General features: G+C 69.1%; 15 protein-coding genes. 10 read left to right on the top strand and 5 right to left on the bottom strand.

Features of this window, described 5'->3' with window-relative positions:
• The first annotated feature begins 15 nt into the window (after positions 1 to 15).
• The 9 genes from gap to ABZX79_RS19565 all read left to right on the top strand — a co-directional run bounded on the left by gap (position 16) and on the right by ABZX79_RS19565 (position 9,118).
• On the top strand, positions 16 to 1,020 hold the full coding sequence (gene gap / locus ABZX79_RS19525) for a type I glyceraldehyde-3-phosphate dehydrogenase (protein WP_355258722.1): 1,005 nt from the start codon (positions 16 to 18) through the stop codon (positions 1,018 to 1,020).
• A gap of 104 nt (positions 1,021 to 1,124) precedes the next feature.
• Entirely contained in the window at positions 1,125 to 2,336 is a 1,212-nt protein-coding gene (locus ABZX79_RS19530) for a phosphoglycerate kinase (RefSeq protein WP_355258725.1), read from the top strand.
• Positions 2,337 to 2,342: 6 nt separating this feature from the next.
• The gene (tpiA, locus tag ABZX79_RS19535; RefSeq protein WP_355258728.1) at positions 2,343 to 3,131 is read left to right on the top strand and encodes a triose-phosphate isomerase; all 789 of its coding nucleotides are present in this window, start codon (positions 2,343 to 2,345) and stop codon (positions 3,129 to 3,131) included.
• Between the two features lie 128 nt (positions 3,132 to 3,259).
• Positions 3,260 to 3,490, top strand: coding sequence for a preprotein translocase subunit SecG (gene secG / locus ABZX79_RS19540; RefSeq protein ID WP_214974604.1), 231 nt, complete (start codon positions 3,260 to 3,262; stop codon positions 3,488 to 3,490).
• Between the two features lie 203 nt (positions 3,491 to 3,693).
• A complete protein-coding gene (locus tag ABZX79_RS19545; protein WP_073790820.1) occupies positions 3,694 to 4,029 on the top strand; it encodes an RNA polymerase-binding protein RbpA in 336 nt (111 codons plus the stop codon).
• Positions 4,030 to 4,161: 132 nt separating this feature from the next.
• Positions 4,162 to 5,394 (top strand): MFS transporter, encoded by a 1,233-nt coding sequence (locus ABZX79_RS19550; RefSeq protein ID WP_355258733.1) that lies wholly within the window; start codon positions 4,162 to 4,164, stop codon positions 5,392 to 5,394.
• A 57-nt stretch (positions 5,395 to 5,451) separates the two neighbouring features.
• Positions 5,452 to 7,104: a glucose-6-phosphate isomerase gene (pgi, locus tag ABZX79_RS19555; protein WP_355258736.1), complete on the top strand. Its 1,653-nt coding sequence runs from the start codon at positions 5,452 to 5,454 to the stop codon at positions 7,102 to 7,104.
• A 5-nt stretch (positions 7,105 to 7,109) separates the two neighbouring features.
• The gene (locus tag ABZX79_RS19560; protein ID WP_355258739.1) at positions 7,110 to 7,604 is read left to right on the top strand and encodes a PH domain-containing protein; all 495 of its coding nucleotides are present in this window, start codon (positions 7,110 to 7,112) and stop codon (positions 7,602 to 7,604) included.
• Positions 7,601 to 9,118, top strand: coding sequence for a PH domain-containing protein (locus tag ABZX79_RS19565; protein WP_355258742.1), 1,518 nt, complete (start codon positions 7,601 to 7,603; stop codon positions 9,116 to 9,118). Before ABZX79_RS19560 ends, ABZX79_RS19565 begins: the two co-directional genes overlap by 4 nt.
• A gap of 226 nt (positions 9,119 to 9,344) precedes the next feature.
• Here ABZX79_RS19565 and pgl read toward each other — a convergent pair whose 3' ends face one another.
• Genes pgl through tkt form a run of 5 tightly spaced genes read right to left on the bottom strand, consistent with a single transcriptional unit; the run spans position 9,345 to position 15,904 of the window.
• Positions 9,345 to 10,127, bottom strand: a complete 783-nt coding sequence (pgl, locus tag ABZX79_RS19570; RefSeq protein ID WP_355258745.1) for a 6-phosphogluconolactonase — start codon at positions 10,125 to 10,127, stop codon at positions 9,345 to 9,347.
• Positions 10,124 to 11,155: a glucose-6-phosphate dehydrogenase assembly protein OpcA gene (gene opcA, locus ABZX79_RS19575; protein WP_355258747.1), complete on the bottom strand. Its 1,032-nt coding sequence runs from the start codon at positions 11,153 to 11,155 to the stop codon at positions 10,124 to 10,126. Before opcA ends, pgl begins: the two co-directional genes overlap by 4 nt.
• Positions 11,152 to 12,675 carry a glucose-6-phosphate dehydrogenase gene (gene zwf, locus ABZX79_RS19580; RefSeq protein ID WP_355258750.1) on the bottom strand — a complete coding sequence of 508 codons (1,524 nt, stop codon included), beginning with the start codon at positions 12,673 to 12,675 and terminating at the stop codon, positions 11,152 to 11,154. Before zwf ends, opcA begins: the two co-directional genes overlap by 4 nt.
• A gap of 4 nt (positions 12,676 to 12,679) precedes the next feature.
• Entirely contained in the window at positions 12,680 to 13,798 is a 1,119-nt protein-coding gene (gene tal / locus ABZX79_RS19585; RefSeq protein WP_355258753.1) for a transaldolase, read from the bottom strand.
• Between the two features lie 36 nt (positions 13,799 to 13,834).
• Positions 13,835 to 15,904, bottom strand: coding sequence for a transketolase (gene tkt, locus ABZX79_RS19590; RefSeq protein WP_355258756.1), 2,070 nt, complete (start codon positions 15,902 to 15,904; stop codon positions 13,835 to 13,837).
• 331 nt (positions 15,905 to 16,235) lie between these two features.
• Between tkt and ABZX79_RS19595 the strand changes: the two genes are divergently transcribed.
• Positions 16,236 to 17,189: a heme o synthase gene (locus ABZX79_RS19595; RefSeq protein WP_355258759.1), complete on the top strand. Its 954-nt coding sequence runs from the start codon at positions 16,236 to 16,238 to the stop codon at positions 17,187 to 17,189.
• Positions 17,190 to 17,202: the final 13 nt, after the last annotated feature.

A 17,202-nucleotide genomic window follows, 5' to 3' on the forward strand; every position in this document is an offset into this window, starting at 1 on the left:
GAGGAGATCGGTTTCGTGACGATCCGCGTAGGCATCAACGGCTTCGGCCGCATCGGGCGCAACTACTTCCGGGCGCTGCTGGAGCAGGGTGCGGACATCGAGATCGTGGCTGTCAACGACCTGGGTGACACTGCGACCACGGCACACCTTCTGAAGTACGACACCATTCTCGGCCGCCTCAAGGCCGAGGTGTCGCACACGGCGAACACCATCACCGTCGACGACCGCACCATCAAGGTGCTGTCCGAGCGCAACCCGGCGGACATTCCGTGGGGCGAGCTCGGCGTCGACATCGTGATCGAGTCCACCGGCATCTTCACCAAGAAGGCCGATGCCGAGAAGCACATCGCAGGTGGTGCGAAGAAGGTCCTCATCTCGGCTCCGGCCAAGAACGAGGACATCACCATCGTGATGGGCGTCAACCAGGACAAGTACGACGCGGCCAACCACCACGTCATCTCCAACGCGTCCTGCACCACCAACTGTGTGGCGCCGATGGCCAAGGTTCTCGACGAGAACTTCGGCATCGTCAAGGGCCTGATGACGACGGTGCACGCGTACACCAACGATCAGCGCATCCTGGACTTCCCGCACTCCGACCTGCGTCGCGCCCGCGCCGCCGCTGAGAACATCATTCCGACCACCACGGGTGCCGCCAAGGCCACCGCGCTGGTCCTGCCGCAGCTCAAGGGCAAGCTCGACGGCATCGCGATGCGCGTTCCGGTCCCGACCGGCTCGGTCACCGACCTGGTCATCACGCTGGAGCGCGAGGTCACCAAGGACGAGATCAACGCGGCCTTCCAGAAGGCGGCCGAGGGCGAGCTCAAGGGCATCGTCGAGTACACGGTCGACCCGATCGTGTCCTCCGACATCGTCAACGAGCCGGCGTCCTGCACCTTCGACTCGTCGCTGACCATGGCCGAGGGCAACCAGGTCAAGGTCATCGGCTGGTACGACAACGAGTGGGGCTACTCCAACCGCCTCGTCGACCTTACGGTCTTCGTCGGCAGCCAGCTCTGATCCGTTCGGCAGGCACCTCGATGTGAGCACAGGGCTCGGGCAGCGCAACGCGGCGCTGCCCGGGCCTTGTCACGTGTTTTGTCTCCAAGGAGTCCAGTAAAAAGATGAAGACGATCGACGAACTTCTCGCCGACGGGGTCGCGGGCAAGCGGGTATTCGTCCGCGCCGACCTCAACGTTCCGCTCGAAGGCACCACCATCACCGACGACGGCCGCATCCGCGCCGTCCAGCCGACGATCGAGAAGCTCGCCGCCGCGGGCGCCCGGGTCGTCGTCGCCTCCCACCTGGGCCGCCCCAAGGGCGCCCCGGACCCGGCCTTCTCGCTGGCCCCCGCCGCCGCGCGCCTCGGTGAACTCCTCAAGACCGACGTCGCCTTCGCGACCGACACGGTCGGCGAGTCCGCCAAGGCCGTCGTCGCGGGCCTGGCCGACGGCGACGTCGCCGTCATCGAGAACCTCCGCTTCAACGCCGGCGAGACGTCGAAGGACGACGCCGAGCGCGGCGCCTTCGCGGACCAGCTGGCCGAGCTCGCCGATGTGTACGTCGGCGACGGCTTCGGCGCCGTACACCGCAAGCACGCTTCGGTCTTCGACCTCCCGGCCCGCCTGCCGCACGTGGCCGGCGGCCTCATCGCCACCGAGGTCGGCGTCCTGAAGAAGCTCACCGAGGAAGTCGAGCGGCCGTACGTCGTGGTCCTCGGCGGCGCCAAGGTCTCCGACAAGCTCGGCGTGATCGACCACCTGCTGGAGAAGGCCGACCGCATCCTGGTCGGCGGCGGCATGGCGTACACCTTCCTCAAGGCCCAGGGCCACGAGGTCGGCATCTCGCTGCTCCAGGAAGACCAGATCCCGACGGTCCTGGAGTACCTGGAGCGCGCCGAGGCCAAGGGCGTGGAGTTCGTGCTCCCCGTCGACGTACTGGTGTCGGCGGAGTTCCCGGACCTCAAGACGAAGGCTCCGGCCAACCCGACCACGGTCGCCGCGGACGCCATTCCGGCCGACCAGGAGGGTCTGGACATCGGTCCCGAGACCCGCAAGCTGTACGCATCGAAGCTCGCCGACGCGGCCACCGTCTTCTGGAACGGTCCGATGGGCGTCTTCGAGCACCCCGACTACGCCCAGGGCACCAAGGCGGTCGCCCAGGCCCTCGTCGACAGCCCCGCCTTCACGGTGGTCGGTGGTGGCGACTCCGCCGCCGCCGTCCGCATCCTGGGCTTCGACGAGAACGCATTCGGCCACATCTCGACCGGTGGCGGCGCGAGCCTCGAATACCTCGAAGGCAAGACGCTTCCCGGCCTCGCCGCACTGGAGGACTGACCCTCAATGACTGCTCCCACCCAAGGCCGCACCCCGCTGATGGCGGGCAACTGGAAGATGAACCTCAACCACCTCGAGGCCATCGCCCACACCCAGAAGCTCGCCTTCGCGCTGACCGACAAGGACTACGACGCCGTCGAGGTCGCGGTCCTGCCGCCCTTCACCGACCTGCGATCCGTACAGACCCTGGTCGACAGCGACAAGCTCAAGATCAAGTACGGCGCCCAGGACCTCTCGGCGCACGACTCCGGGGCGTACACCGGTGAGATCTCGGGCGCGATGCTCGCCAAGCTCAAGTGCACGTACGTCGCCGTCGGGCACTCCGAGCGCCGGCAGTACCACAACGAGAGCGACGAGCTCTGCAACGCCAAGGTGAAAGCCGCGTACAAGCACGGCCTGACCCCGATCCTGTGCATCGGTGAGGGCCTCGACATCCGCAAGGCCGGCAACCAGGTCGCGTACACGCTCGCTCAGCTCGACGGCGGCCTGAAGGACATCCCGGCCGAGCAGGCCGAGTCGATCGTGATCGCGTACGAGCCGGTGTGGGCCATCGGCACCGGCGAGGTCGCCACCCCCGAGGACGCGCAGGAGGTCTGCGGAGCGATCCGCGGCCGTCTCGCGGAGCTGTACTCGCAGGAGCTGGCCGAAAAGGTCCGCATCCAGTACGGCGGCTCGGTCAAGTCCGGGAACGTCGCCGCGATCATGGAGCAGCCGGATGTCGACGGCGCCCTGGTGGGCGGCGCGGCGCTGGACTACGACGAGTTCGTCAAGATCGTCCGGTTCCGCGACCAGTGAGTAGGCCGTAGGGCCGATCCGTCGTACCCTGGCGGGGGCCGGGGCTGCTGTGCAGCAGCTGCCGGCCCCCGTCGTCCGTTGTCCTTTCGCGAAGTCCGAAGTCCGAGGAAGTTGGTCCAGCCGTGGTTATGGGGTTCTCGATCGCCCTGATCGTCTTCAGCCTGCTGCTGATGCTGCTGGTTCTGATGCACAAGGGGAAGGGCGGCGGTCTCTCCGACATGTTCGGTGGCGGCATGCAGTCGTCCGTCGGCGGGTCCTCGGTGGCCGAGCGGAACCTTGACCGCATCACAGTGGTGGTCGGTCTGATCTGGTTTGCCTGCATTATCGTGCTCGGTCTGCTGATGAAGCTGGACAGCTGACCCGTCGCCCGGTATGGAGGCGCGTGCGCGGCCTATCATGGGGCCCGCGGTTCGCGTTCGCGGGGCGGGGTGGTAACTCCGGCCACTGGACGCGCGTTGGGCCCTACGTAAACTGGGGCGCTCGCAGCTGAGCTGCTCGACGACTCCGCGGCGGTAGCCGCTGATTGATGCAGTGCAGCACCATCACGCAGGGAGTTACGACCGTGGCAAGTGGCAACGCGATCCGGGGAAGCCGGGTCGGAGCGGGGCCGATGGGTGAGGCTGAGCGCGGCGAGTCCGCGCCCCGTCTCCGCATCTCCTTCTGGTGCTCGAACGGGCACGAGACGCAGCCGAGCTTCGCCAGTGACGCGCAGGTCCCGGACAACTGGGACTGCCCGCGCTGCGGGTTCCCGGCCGGACAGGACCGGGACAATCCGCCGGCCCCGCCGCGCACCGAGCCGTACAAAACGCATCTCGCGTACGTACGGGAACGGCGCAGCGACGCGGACGGCGAGGCGATTCTCGCCGAGGCGCTCGCGAAACTGCGGGGCGAAATCTAGGAATTGTGGTCCGGCCGGACACCCTCGGGTGCCCGGCCGGACCGCTTTCCGGCGCCTTTCCCCGGCCGATTGTCAGTGGCACCCTCTACGGTTCTTGAAGGTTCTTGAAACACAGGACCGGAAGGGGGAGTTGTGACGACGAGCCAGGCCGCGGCCGCGAAAGCAGCCGCGACGGATGTGCGGGCTCCGGCCTGGCGCGGGGGGTTCGGCCGGCTGTGGACGGCGGCTGTCGTCTCGAAGTTCGGCGACTCGCTGCGCACCGCCGCGATGCCGCTGCTGGCCGCCTCGCTGACGTCCGACCCGGTGCTGGTGGCGCTGGTGACGGCGTGCGGCTACCTGCCGTGGCTGCTGTTCGGGCTGCTGGGCGGCGCGGTGGCCGACCGGGTGGACCAGCGGCGCGCGATGTGGGCCGTGGACCTGGTGCGGGCCGCGCTGATGGCCGCCTTCGCGGTGGCGGTCGCCCTCGGCCACGCCTCGATCGCGCTGCTCGTCGCGCTCGCCTTCGCACTCACCACGCTCCAGACCCTCTTCGACAACGCGGCGACGGCCCTGCTGCCCTCGCTGGTGCCGAAGGCCGCGCTCGGCAGCGCCAACACCCGGCTGCTGACCGGGCAGCAGATCGCGGGGGGCCTCCTGGCCGCCCCGGTGGTGCCGGTCCTGCTGCTGGCGGGCGCGGCCGCGCCGTACGCCGCGGACGCCGCGACGTACGCCCTCGGGGCCGTCCTGATCGCCTCGCTGCGGGTGGCGGCGCCGGAGCGGCCGCCAAGGCCCGTCGGCAGCACGCTGCGCGGGGACATCGCGCAGGGGCTGCGGGCGCTGTGGGGGGACCGGGTGCTGCGCGGGGTCTGCGTCGCCACCACGCTGTGCAACGTGGGTATGGGCGCGGTCATCGCCACCCTGGTCCTTCATGTCACCGGCTGGCTCGACGGCGGGCACGGCGGCTACGCGGCGGTCATCACGGCGTACGGCGTGGGCAGTGTGGCAGGCGGGCTGCTGGCCGGCCGGCTGGCCACACGGATCGGACGGATACGCAGTGTGTTCGCCGCCGGAGCCGTACAGATCGGCTGCCTGGCCGCGATGGGTCTGGTCCGCGAGTTGTGGGTAACGATCGCAGCGATGGCCCTGTTCGGACTCATGGGGCTGGTGTGGAACACGAATCAGGTGACGCTGATGCAGGAGCGCAGCCCGGAAGCCATGCTGGGCAGGATCAGTTCGGCCTTCCGTACGCTCGCGATCGCCGGCGCACCGCTCGGCGCCCTGCTGGGCGGCGCGGCGGCGGCCACTTGGGGACTGAACACACCCGCGCTGCTGGCGGCGGTGCTCTTCGCGGCCGCCATAGCATCGCTGGCCGCTCTGATCAATTAGGTTGGAGCTGCCAGGGGGCATGCACGCACGTACGAGAAGAAGTGGGCTGATGTCCGGATGAACGCAGAAAGCCGTACCAGGCTCAACCAGATGCCCGAGTGGGCCGCTCTCGTGAAGCACCGTGAGCAGCTGGGCCAGACGCATCTGCGCGAGCTGTTCGCCGCCGATGCCGAGCGAGGCACCGGGTACACGCTCAAGGTCGGCGACCTTTACCTCGACTATTCAAAGCATCTGGTGACGGACGAGACGCTGGGGCTGCTGCGCGAACTGGCAGGTGCGGCCGGGGTCGCGGAGCTGCGGGACGCGATGTTCCGCGGCGAGAAGATCAACACCACCGAGGACCGCGCGGTGCTGCACACCGCCCTGCGCGCGCCGCGCGACGCGGTGATCGAGGTCGACGGGGACAACGTCGTTCCCGCCGTGCATGCCGTTCTCGACAGGATGGGCGCCTTCGCCGACCGGATCAGGTCGGGGGAGTGGACCGGGCACACCGGAAAGCGCATCAAGAACATCGTCAACGTCGGAATCGGCGGTTCCGACCTCGGACCCGCCATGGCCTACGAGGCGCTGCGCTCGTTCACCGACCGGGACCTCACGGTCCGCTTCGTGTCGAACGTCGACGGGGCCGATCTGCACGAGGCCGTGCGGGACTTGGACGCGGCCGAGACGCTGTTCATCATCGCGTCCAAGACGTTCACCACGATCGAGACCATCACCAACGCCACGTCCGCGCGCGACTGGCTGCTGACGAACCTGCGGGCGGACAGCGGCGCCGTCGCCAAGCACTTCGTGGCGCTGTCCACGAATGCCGAGAAGGTCGCGGACTTCGGCATCGACACGGCCAACATGTTCGAGTTCTGGGACTGGGTCGGCGGGCGCTACTCGTTCGACTCGGCCATCGGTCTGTCGCTGATGATCGCCGTCGGGCCCGGCCGGTTCCGCGAGATGCTCGACGGCTTCCACCTGGTCGACGAGCACTTCCGCACCGCGCCCGCCGCCGAGAACGCGCCGCTGCTGCTCGGCCTCCTTGGCGTCTGGTACGGGGGGTTCTTCGACGCGCAGGCGCACGCTGTCCTTCCGTACAGCCACTACCTGTCGAAGTTCACGGCGTACCTCCAGCAGCTGGACATGGAGTCCAACGGCAAGTCAGTGGACCGCGACGGCAACCCGGTCGACTGGCAGACGGGTGCTGTGGTGTGGGGCACGCCGGGCACCAACGGGCAGCACGCGTACTACCAGTTGCTGCACCAGGGGACGAAGATGATCCCGGCGGACTTCATCGGCTTCGCCAGGCCGGTCGCCGACCTGATGCCCGGCCTCGCTGCCCAGCACGACCTGCTGATGGCGAACTTCTTCGCCCAGACGCAGGCGCTGGCCTTCGGCAAGACGCCCGACCAGGTACGGGCGGAGGGCGTGGCGGAGGAGCTGGTGCCGCACAAGACGTTCCGCGGCAACCACCCGACGACGACGATCCTCGCGGACGAGCTCACGCCCTCGGTGCTGGGTCAGTTGATCGCGCTGTACGAGCACAAGGTGTTCGTCCAGGGCGCCATCTGGAACATCGACTCGTTCGACCAGTGGGGCGTCGAGCTCGGCAAGGTCCTCGCCAAGAAGATCGAGCCGGTACTGACGGAAGGCGCCGGGGCCGAGCTGCTGGACAGCTCGACCGCGACTCTTGCCGCCAAGTACCGCACGCTGCGCGGTCGTTGAAGCCCATGGCAGCCGCGGTGCGGCTCAGGCCGCCGAACAACACGCTCGACCGGCGCGTCATCGGCTGGTGGCGCACGCAGTGGCTGCTGCTGACCGTGGTTCCGGTGGTCGTACTGGCCGTGCTGGGCGCGTTCGTCGCGCCCGCACGGCCGTGGCTGCTGCTGTCCGCCGCAGTGGTCGCGGTGCTGGGCGTTGTCGTCGCGGTGTTCCTGCCGCTCTGGTGGTTCCGGGTGCATCGCTGGGAGGTCACGGACGACGCGGTGTACGTGCGTACGGGCTTCTTCTGGCAGGAGTGGCGGATCGCGCCGATGTCGCGGATCCAGACCGTGGACACCGTGCGCGGGCCGCTGGAGCAGGCGTTCAGGCTCGCCACGGTCATCGTCACCACCGCGTCCTCCAAGGGCGCGGTGAAGATCGAGGGGTTGGACCATGAGCTCGCCGCGGAGCTCGCGGAGCGGCTGACCCTGATAACGCGGGCCACTCCCGGGGACGCGACATGAGTGTCCCGGACAGTGGTGACGGCTGGCGACGGCTCGCCCCGCGCACCGTCCTCGCCGCCGCTCTGGTCATGGCGGGCATCGCGGCGGGCGCGGGCGTGCCGGCCTTCATCGGGCTCGCGGGCGGCAGGCCGGTGTGGCAGGCGCTCGTCTGGGTGCTGGGTGGTGCCGTCCTGCTGATCGCGGGTGGCTCCGCGCTCGACTACGTACGGTGGCGCAGGACGCGCTACCGCGTCGGCGCCGAGCGCGCCGAACTCCACACGGGCCTGCTGCTGGTCAAGCGTCGGTCCCTGGCGCGTGAGCGCATCCGCAGCGTCGATCTGACGGCGAACGTGCTGCTGCGGGTCCTCGGGCTGGTGAAGGTCCGTATCGGTACGGGAGAGAACACCGGAGGCGGCGAGTCCACCCTCGAACTCGACCCCGTCACGCGGGAGGAGGGCGAACGCCTTCGCAGGGAACTGCTGAACCGGGGAACGGCCACCCCTGAGCCGGGACCCCACCGCGAGGGCGAACTGGCCGTCTTCGACCCCGCGTGGATCCGGTACGCGCCGGTGTCCTTCGTCGCCCCGGCGCTGGGCGGCGCCGCGGCCGGCGGGCTGATGCAGGTCAGCGAATGGTTCGGTGCGCAGGGGGAGTTGATCGGCTGGGTGCGGGACCGGTTCCAGGACACCCCGGTCGTCTTGACGGTCGCGGTGCTGGTTGCCGGGGCGTGCGCGGCGGGAGTCGTGGGCGCGCTCGGACTGTGGGTCGAGATGTGGTGGAACTACCGGCTGGAGCGGGAGCCGGGGGGCACGTTGCGAGTCCGCCGTGGGCTGTTCACCACGCGGTCGATCTCCATCGAGGAGCGCCGGCTGCGGGGTGTTGAGCTCGTCGAGCCGCTCGGCGTACGGACGTTGGGGGCGGCGCGGGTGGACGCGGTCGCCACGGGGCTGGCGACGGACGAGGAAAGCAGCCACGCCGATCACAAGACGCTGCTCCCGGCCGCGCCGCGGGGTACGGCGGAGGACGTGGCGGCGTACGTCCTGCGCGAGGCCGTCTCGCCGACGAGTGCGGCCCGCCTCACGCGGCATCCGCCAGCCGCCCGCACGCGGCGGCTACGGTGGGCGGTGGGCGCGGTGCTGGCGCCGGTGCTCGTCCTCGCCGTGCTCGGTGTGCTGCTGACTGATGTCCTGCTGTACGTTGCCGGGGCGTGCGTGGTGGTGCTGCTGCCGGCGGCGGTGCTTTTGGCTCTGGACGCGTATCGGGGGCTGGGGCACGCCATCAGTGGGGATTACCTGGTGGCGCGGTCGGGGACTGTGCGGCGTACGACGGTCGCCTTGCAGCGGGGCGGGGTGATCGGGTGGACCGCGAAGCAGTCGTACTTCCAGCGCCGTGCGGGTCTCATGACGCTGACGGCGACTACCGCGGCGGGGGCGGGAGCGTACTCGGTGTACGACGCGGAGGAGTCGGAGGTGCTGGTGTTCGGGGACGCGGCGGTGCGGGGGCTGCTGGCGCCGTTCCTGGAGCGGGGGGAGTAGTCCCGGCCCCGCGCCATGGGTCCGCTGCGCGGGCTTTTCCCCTACCCGCCCCTTCCCGAACCGGGGCGTCGCCCCGGACCCCGGTCCTCAAACGCCGGACGGGCTGAAAGTTCAAGCCCGTCCGGCGATTGAGGACACGCCCGGAGGGCGTCCGGGGTCAGGAAATAGCCACGGCCCGGGTCGCCGTGCGGGCGAACCGGGCCGTGGTTGTGCCGGAGCAGCCGGGTCAGGGCGAAGCCGGGGGGTAAAGGGCTCGCGGGAGTTGGGAGGCTGCCGCGTCGTCCAGGAGCCACAGCGTGCGGCGGCGGCCGTACGCGCCCGCCGCCGGGGCCTGGATCTCCCCCGCGCCCGACAAGGCGATGGCCGCGGCCTTCGCCTTGTCCTCGCCCGCCGCCAGCAGCCACACCTCACGTGCCGCGCGGATCGCGGGGAGCGTGAGGGTGATGCGGGTGGGCGGGGGCTTGGGGGCGCCGTGAACTCCCACCACCATGCGCTCCGTTTCGCGGACCGCCGGCAGCTCAGGGAACAGGGACGCGACGTGGGTGTCGGGTCCCACGCCCAGCATCAGGACGTCGAACGTCGGGACGGGACCGTGGTCCTCGGACCCCGAAGCCAAGGCCAGTTCCTCGGCGTACGCAGCGGCCGCCGCGTCCGCGTCGGGGCCGAAACGGTCGTCCGAAGCCGGCATGGGGTGGACCCGGGCAGGGTCCAGCGGCACCGCGTCCAGCAGTGCCGCACGCGCCTGGGTGTAGTTGCGCTCCGGGTGCCCCGCCGGGAGGAAACGCTCGTCGCCCCACCACAGGTCCAGCCGCGACCAGTCGACCGCGTCCCGGGCCGGCGACGAGGCCAGCGCGGCCAGCAGGCCGTTGCCGTTGCGGCCGCCCGTCAGCACGACCGACGCCGAGCCGCGCGTGGCCTGCGCGTCCACGAGCTTCGTGATCAGCCGGGCCGCGGCCGCCTGCGCCATCAGCTCCTTGTCGTGGTGGACGACAAGCTGAGGTGCTCTCACTTCGACGCCGCCTTCTTGGCAGCCGAAGCCGAAGCCGAAGCAGACTTCTTCGCGGCTGCGGGCTTGTCCTCCTCGGGCTGCGTCTCCTGCTTCTGTGCGGCCTGCTCACCCAGCCGCTCGACACCGAACTTCAGCGCCGACGCGTACGTGTCGTCCGGGTCGAGCCTGCGCAGCTCCTCGGCGATCAGCTCGGCGGTCTCCCGCCGCTTCAGCGCCACCGCGCGGTCCGGCTGCCCCTGAATGGACAGGGACGCCAGCGAACCGTCCGACCGGCCGAGCTTGATCGGCCCGCAGTTCGTCTCCATCTTCACGCCCGTGAGGCCGGGGCCGGACGACACGGAACGCTTCACCGGTACGCCCAGCCGGTCCGCGAGCCACATGCCCAGCAGCTCGACGCTCGGGTTGAACTCCTCGCCCTCCACCTCCACCGAGGTGACCTCGCACTCGACCTGGTCCAGCGCGGCCGCGAGCATCGAGCGCCACGGCGTGATGCGCGTCCAGGACAGGTCGGTGTCGCCGGGGGTGTACGCCTCGGCACGCGCCGACAGCTCCTGGACGGGGTGCTCGGCGGCGTACGTGTCCGTGACGCGGCGCTGCGCGAGCGCGCCGAGCGGGTCGTTCGCCGGATCGAGCGGCGCGTTGGCCGCCCACCACACCACCACAGGCGCGTCGGGCAGCAGCAGCGGCAGCACTACCGACTGGGCGTGGTTGATGGCCTCGCCGTACAGCCGCAGGATGACTGTCTCGCCGGTGCCCGCGGCCGTGCCCACCCGCACTTCGGCGTCGAGGCGCGCCTTGGCACGGTCGCGCGGCGAGCGCGAGACCCGCTTGATGACGACCAGGGTGCGTGAGGGGTGCTCGTGCGAAGCCTCGTTGGCCGCCTTGAGCGCGTCGTACGCGTTCTCCTCGTCGGTGACGATGACCAGCGTCAGGACCATGCCCACGGCCGGCGTGCCGATGGCGCGGCGGCCCTGCACCAGTGCCTTGTTGATCTTGCTGGACGTGGTGTCCGTCAGGTCGATTTTCATGGCCGACGCCAGCTCCGTCCGTCTCGTGCGAGCATTTCGTCCGCCTCGTCCGGGCCCCAGGTGCCGGCCTGGTACTGCGCGGGCTTGCCGTGCTTGTCCCAGTACTCCTCGATCGGGTCGAGGATGCGCCAGGACTGTTCGACCTCTTCAAGACGCGGGAAGAGGTTGGCGTCGCCGAGCAGGACGTCCAGGATCAGGCGCTCGTACGCCTCGGGGCTGGACTCGGTGAAGGACTCGCCGTACGCGAAGTCCATCGAAACATCCCGCACCTCCATCGAGGTGCCCGGCACCTTGGAGCCGAAACGGACCGTGACACCCTCGTCCGGCTGGACGCGGATGACCAGGGCGTTCTGCCCCAGCTCTTCGGTGGCCGTGTGGTCGAAGGGCGAGTGCGGGGCGCGCTGGAAGACGACCGCGATCTCGGTGACACGGCGGCCGAGGCGCTTGCCCGTGCGGAGATAGAAGGGGACGCCCGCCCAGCGGCGGTTGTCGATCTCCAGCTTGATCGCGGCGTAGGTGTCGGTCTTCGACTTGGGGTCGATGCCCTCTTCCTGGAGGTAGCCGACGGCTTTCGCGCCACCCTGCCAGCCCGCCGCGTACTGCGCGCGCACGGTCTCACGTCCCAGGTCCTTCGGGAGCTTGACGGCGCCCAGCACCTTCGTCTTCTCGGCGACCAGCGCGTCGGCCTCGAAGGAGGCGGGCTCCTCCATGGCGGTCAGCGCGAGCAGCTGGAGGAGGTGGTTCTGGATGACGTCGCGGGCGGCGCCGATGCCGTCGTAGTAGCCTGCGCGGCCGCCGATGCCGATGTCCTCGGCCATCGTGATCTGCACATGGTCGACGTACGACCGGTTCCAGAGCGGCTCGAACATCTGGTTGGCGAAACGCAGCGCCATGATGTTCTGGACCGTCTCCTTCCCCAGGTAGTGGTCGATGCGGAAGACCTCGTTGGCCGGGAAGACCTCGTGGACGATCCGGTTGAGCTCCTGCGCGGAGGCCAGGTCGTGTCCGAAGGGCTTCTCGATGACGGCGCGCCGCCAGGAGCCTTCCTTCTGGTCGGCCAGCCCGTGCTTCTTGAGCTGCTGGACGACCGCGGGGAAGAACTTCGGCGGTACGGAGAGGTAGAAGGCGAAGTTGCCGCCCGTTCCCTGCGCCTTGTCGAGCTCGGCGATCGTCGACTTCAGCGTCTCGAACGCGTTGTCGTCGTCGAAGTCGCCCTGCACGAAGCGCATGCCCTGGATGAGCTGCTGCCAGACTTCCTCACGGAAGGGCGTACGGGCGTGTTCCTTGACGGCGTCATGGACGACCTGCGCGAAGTCCTCGTGCTCCCAGTCGCGGCGGGCGAAGCCGATGAGCGAGAAGCCAGGCGGCAGCAGGCCGCGATTGGCCAGGTCATAGACGGCAGGCATCAACTTTTTACGTGACAAATCGCCCGTGACGCCAAAGATGACCAGGCCCGACGGCCCCGCGATACGCGGGAGCCGTCGGTCCTGTGCGTCACGCAGCGGATTGCTGCTGGACAATTTTTTAGGCCTCCGAAGGGGCGAGGCGCTTGAGCTCCGCCTCGGTCGACTTGAGCAGGTCGTTCCAGGACGCCTCGAACTTGTCGACGCCCTCGTCCTCGAGCAGCTGCACCACGTCGTTGTACGAGATCCCGAGCTTCTCGACGGCGTCGAGCTCGGCGCGCGCCTGCTCGTACGTACCGGCGATCGTGTTGCCCGTGATCTTGCCGTGGTCGGCGGTCGCTTCGAGGGTCGCCTCGGGCATGGTGTTCACCGTGCCGGGGGCCACGAGGTCGTCGACGTACAGCGTGTCCTTGTACGACGGGTCCTTGACGCCGGTCGAGGCCCACAGCGGACGCTGCTTGTTGGCCTGCGCCTTGTCGAGGGTGGTCCAGCGGTCCGAGGAGAAGACCTCTTCGTACGCCTGGTACGCCAGGCGGGCGTTGGCCAGTGCGGCCTTGCCCTTGAGCGCCTTGGCCTCGTCCGTGCCCAGGGCGTCCAGGCGCTTGTCGATCTCGCTGTCCACGCGGGACACGAAGAACGAAGCCACCGAGTGGATCTTGGACAGGTCCAGGCCCGCGGCCTTCGCCTTCTCCAGACCGGCCAGGTAGGCGTCCATGACCTCGCGGTAGCGCTCCAGCGAGAAGATCAGCGTCACGTTGACGCTGATGCCGAGACCGATGGTCTCGGTGATCGCCGGGAGACCCGCCTTGGTGGCCGGGATCTTGATCAGGGTGTTCGGACGGTCCACCAGCCAGGCGAGCTGGCGGGCCTCGGCCGTCGTCGCCTTGGTGTTGTGGGCCAGGCGCGGGTCGACCTCGATCGACACGCGGCCGTCCTGGCCGCCGGTCGCGTCGTACACCGGCCGCAGGATGTCGGCGGCGTCCCTCACGTCAGCCGTCGTGATCATGCGGATGGCTTCTTCGACGGTGACCTCACGGGCGGCGAGGTCGCTGAGCTGCTGGTCGTAACCGTGGCCCTCCGAGATCGCCTTCTGGAAGATCGACGGGTTGGTGGTGACGCCCACGACGTGCTGCTGGTCGATCAGCTCGGCGAGGTTGCCGGACGTGATCCGCTGGCGCGAAAGGTCGTCAAGCCAGATCGCGACGCCTTCGTCGGAGAGGCGCTTGAGTGCGTCTGTCATGAGAGTTGCATCTCCTACTTGTCGTATATACCGGCGTCAGCGCGCTGCGGCGGCCAGGGATTCCCGGGCGGCAGCGGTGACGGCGTCCGCCGTGAAACCGAACTCCCGGAAGAGGACCTTGGCGTCCGCGGAAGCGCCGAAGTGCTCCAGCGAAACGATGCGGCCGGCCTCACCGACGTACCGGTACCAGGTCAGGGCAATGCCCGCCTCGACCGCGACACGGGCCTTGACGGACGGCGGCAGCACGCTGTCGCGGTACCCCTGGTCCTGCTCCTCGAACCACTCGATCGAAGGCATTGACACCACACGGGTGGGAATGCCGGCGGCCTGGAGCTGCTCGCGCGCCTCGACGGCGAGCTGCACCTCGGAGCCGGTGCCGATCAGCACGACCTGCGGCTGACCGCCCTCGGCCTCGAAGAGGACGTAACCACCGCGCGCGGCATCCTCGTTGCACTCGTACGTCGGCACGCCCTGGCGGGTCAGCGCCAGACCGTGCGGAGCGTCGTGGCGGCGCAGGATCTCGCGCCAGGCGATCGCCGTCTCATTGGCGTCGGCCGGACGGACCATGTTCAGGCCGGGGATGGCACGCAGCGCGGCCATGTGCTCGACCGGCTGGTGCGTCGGGCCGTCCTCGCCCAGACCGATGGAGTCGTGCGTCCAGACGTACGTCACGGGCAGCTTCATCAGCGCGGCGAGGCGGACGGCGGGGCGCATGTAGTCGGAGAACACCAGGAAGGTGCCGCCGTAGATGCGGGTGTTGCCGTGCAGCGCGATGCCGTTCATCGTCGAGCCCATGGCGTGCTCGCGGATGCCGAAGTGGACCGTACGGCCGTACGGGTTCGCCTCGGGCAGCGGGTTGTCGGCCGGCAGGAACGACGACGTCTTGTCGATCGTCGTGTTGTTCGAGCCGGCGAGGTCGGCGGAGCCGCCCCACAGCTCGGGGATGACCGCGCCGAGCGCCTGGAGGACCTTGCCGGAAGCGGCACGGGTCGCGACGGCCTTGCCGGCCTCGAAGACGGGAAGCGACTTCTCCCAGCCCTCGGGCAGCTCGCCCGCGGCGATGCGGTCGAACGTGGCGGCGCGCTCCGCGTTGGCGTCGCGCCACTCCTGGAACTTCTTGTCCCAGGCGGCGTGCTCCTCGCGGCCGCGGTCGGCCGCCTTGCGCACGTGCGCGAAGACGTCGTCGTCGACCTGGAAGTGCTGCTCGGGGTCGAAGCCCAGCACGCGCTTGGTGGCCGCGATCTCGTCCTCGCCCAGCGCCGAGCCGTGCGAGGCCTCGGTGCCCTGGGCGTTCGGGGCGGGCCAGGCGATGATCGTGCGCGCCGCGATGATCGATGGGCGCTCGGTCTCGTCCTGCGCCGCCTTCAGGGCCGCGTACAGGGCCTTGACGTCGAAGTCGCCGTTGGCGTCCTGCTCGATGCGCTGGACGTGCCAGCCGTACGCCTCGTACCGCTTCAGCACGTCCTCGGAGAAGGCGGTCTCGGTGTCGCCCTCGATCGAGATGTGGTTGTCGTCGTACAGAGCGACGATGCTGCCGAGCTTCTGGTGGCCCGCGAGCGAGGACGCCTCGGCCGAGATGCCCTCCTCCAGGTCGCCGTCGGAGACGATCGACCAGATGGTGTGGTCGAACGGGGAGGTGCCCGGGGCGGCCTCCGGGTCGAACAGACCGCGCTCGTAGCGGGCGGCCATCGCCATGCCCACGGCGTTGGCGATGCCCTGGCCCAGCGGGCCGGTCGTGGTCTCCACACCGGTCGTGTGCCCGTGCTCGGGGTGACCCGGCGTCAGGCTGCCCCAGGTGCGGAACGCCTTCAGGTCGTCCAGCTCCAGGCCGTAGCCGGCCATGTAGAGCTGGATGTAGAGCGTCAGGCTGGAGTGACCGGGAGAGAGGACGAAACGGTCGCGACCGGTCCAGTTGGCGTCACTGGGGTCGTGCCGCATCAGCTTCTGGAACAGTACATACGCGGCCGGGGCGAGGCTCATGGCCGTACCAGGGTGGCCGTTGCCGACCTTCTGTACGGAATCCATGGCCAGGACGCGGACGGTATCGACAGCCCGCTGGTCCAATTCGGTCCACTCGAGATCTGTGGTGGTCGGCTTGGTGCTCACCCTGAGTCAGGGCTCCTCTCCACATGTCGAATCCCGGCGACTGGTAGCGCACCGGGCGTAGTCGAGCCTACCCCCGCGAGAACACGCTTCTTTTCGGGTCCAGGGCTTGGACGGCCTCGGATAAAAGCGGACACAGCCCAGCGTGCGGGCGGGTGAAGGACTTCGCCTCCTGGCGTTCACCTCGGTATGTACGGACGCCGTCCCGGCGCTGCTCAACACGACCGGACCCCGGCGGAGATCGACGTCTGGGCAACGTCTAGAGTGGCGTGGTACGCGCAAGTCTTTACCGGGCCTTCACGTGTCCGGAGCTTGCTGGATTTCTCTGTCAGGGGTGTGCGTGACGGCCGTCGAGTCCCGACCCGCAGGGGTCGCCTTGACTCCCAGCCCGGGGGGCCATCGGCCATTCGGAGCCCGGGTCAAAGCGTTCGTGGCACTGACCAAGCCGCGGATCATCGAACTGCTGCTGATCACCACCGTCCCGGTGATGTTCCTGGCCGAGCAGGGCGTGCCCGACCTGTGGCTGGTCCTGGTCACCTGCCTCGGCGGATACCTGTCCGCCGGCGGCGCCAACGCGCTGAACATGTACATCGACCGCGACATCGACGCGCTGATGGACCGTACGTCGCAGCGTCCACTGGTCACCGGCATGGTGAGCCCCGCCGAATGCCTCGTCTTCGGCATCAGCCTGGCCGTGATCTCGACGCTCTGGTTCGGCCTGCTGGTCAACTGGCTGTCCGCCGCGCTGTCGCTCGGAGCGCTCCTCTTCTACGTCGTCGTCTACACGATGATCCTCAAGCGGCGCACCGCGCAGAACATCGTCTGGGGCGGCATCGCGGGCTGCCTTCCGGTCCTCATCGGCTGGTCCGCGGTCACCAACTCGATGTCCTGGGCCGCCGTCATCCTCTTCATGGTCATCTTCTTCTGGACGCCGCCGCACTACTGGCCGCTGTCGATGAAGGTGAAGGAGGACTACGCGCGGGTGGGCGTCCCCATGCTTCCCGTCATCGCCACCAACACGGTCGTGGCCCGCCAGATCGTCGCGTACAGCTGGGTCATGGTCGCCGTCTCGCTGCTGCTGACTCCGCTGGGTTACACCGGCTGGTTCTACACGACGGTCGCCGTCGTGGCCGGCGGCTGGTGGCTCAAGGAGGCGCACGGGCTCCAGTCCCGGGCGAAGTCCGGGGTGACCGGCGCAAAGCTCAAGGAGATGCGGCTGTTCCACTGGTCGATCACCTATGTCTCGCTGCTCTTCGTCGCGGTCGCGGTGGACCCCTTCCTGCGCTAGACCGCCTGCTATG

Source organism: Streptomyces sp. NPDC002994, from assembly GCF_040611155.1.
GTDB lineage: Bacteria > Actinomycetota > Actinomycetes > Streptomycetales > Streptomycetaceae > Streptomyces.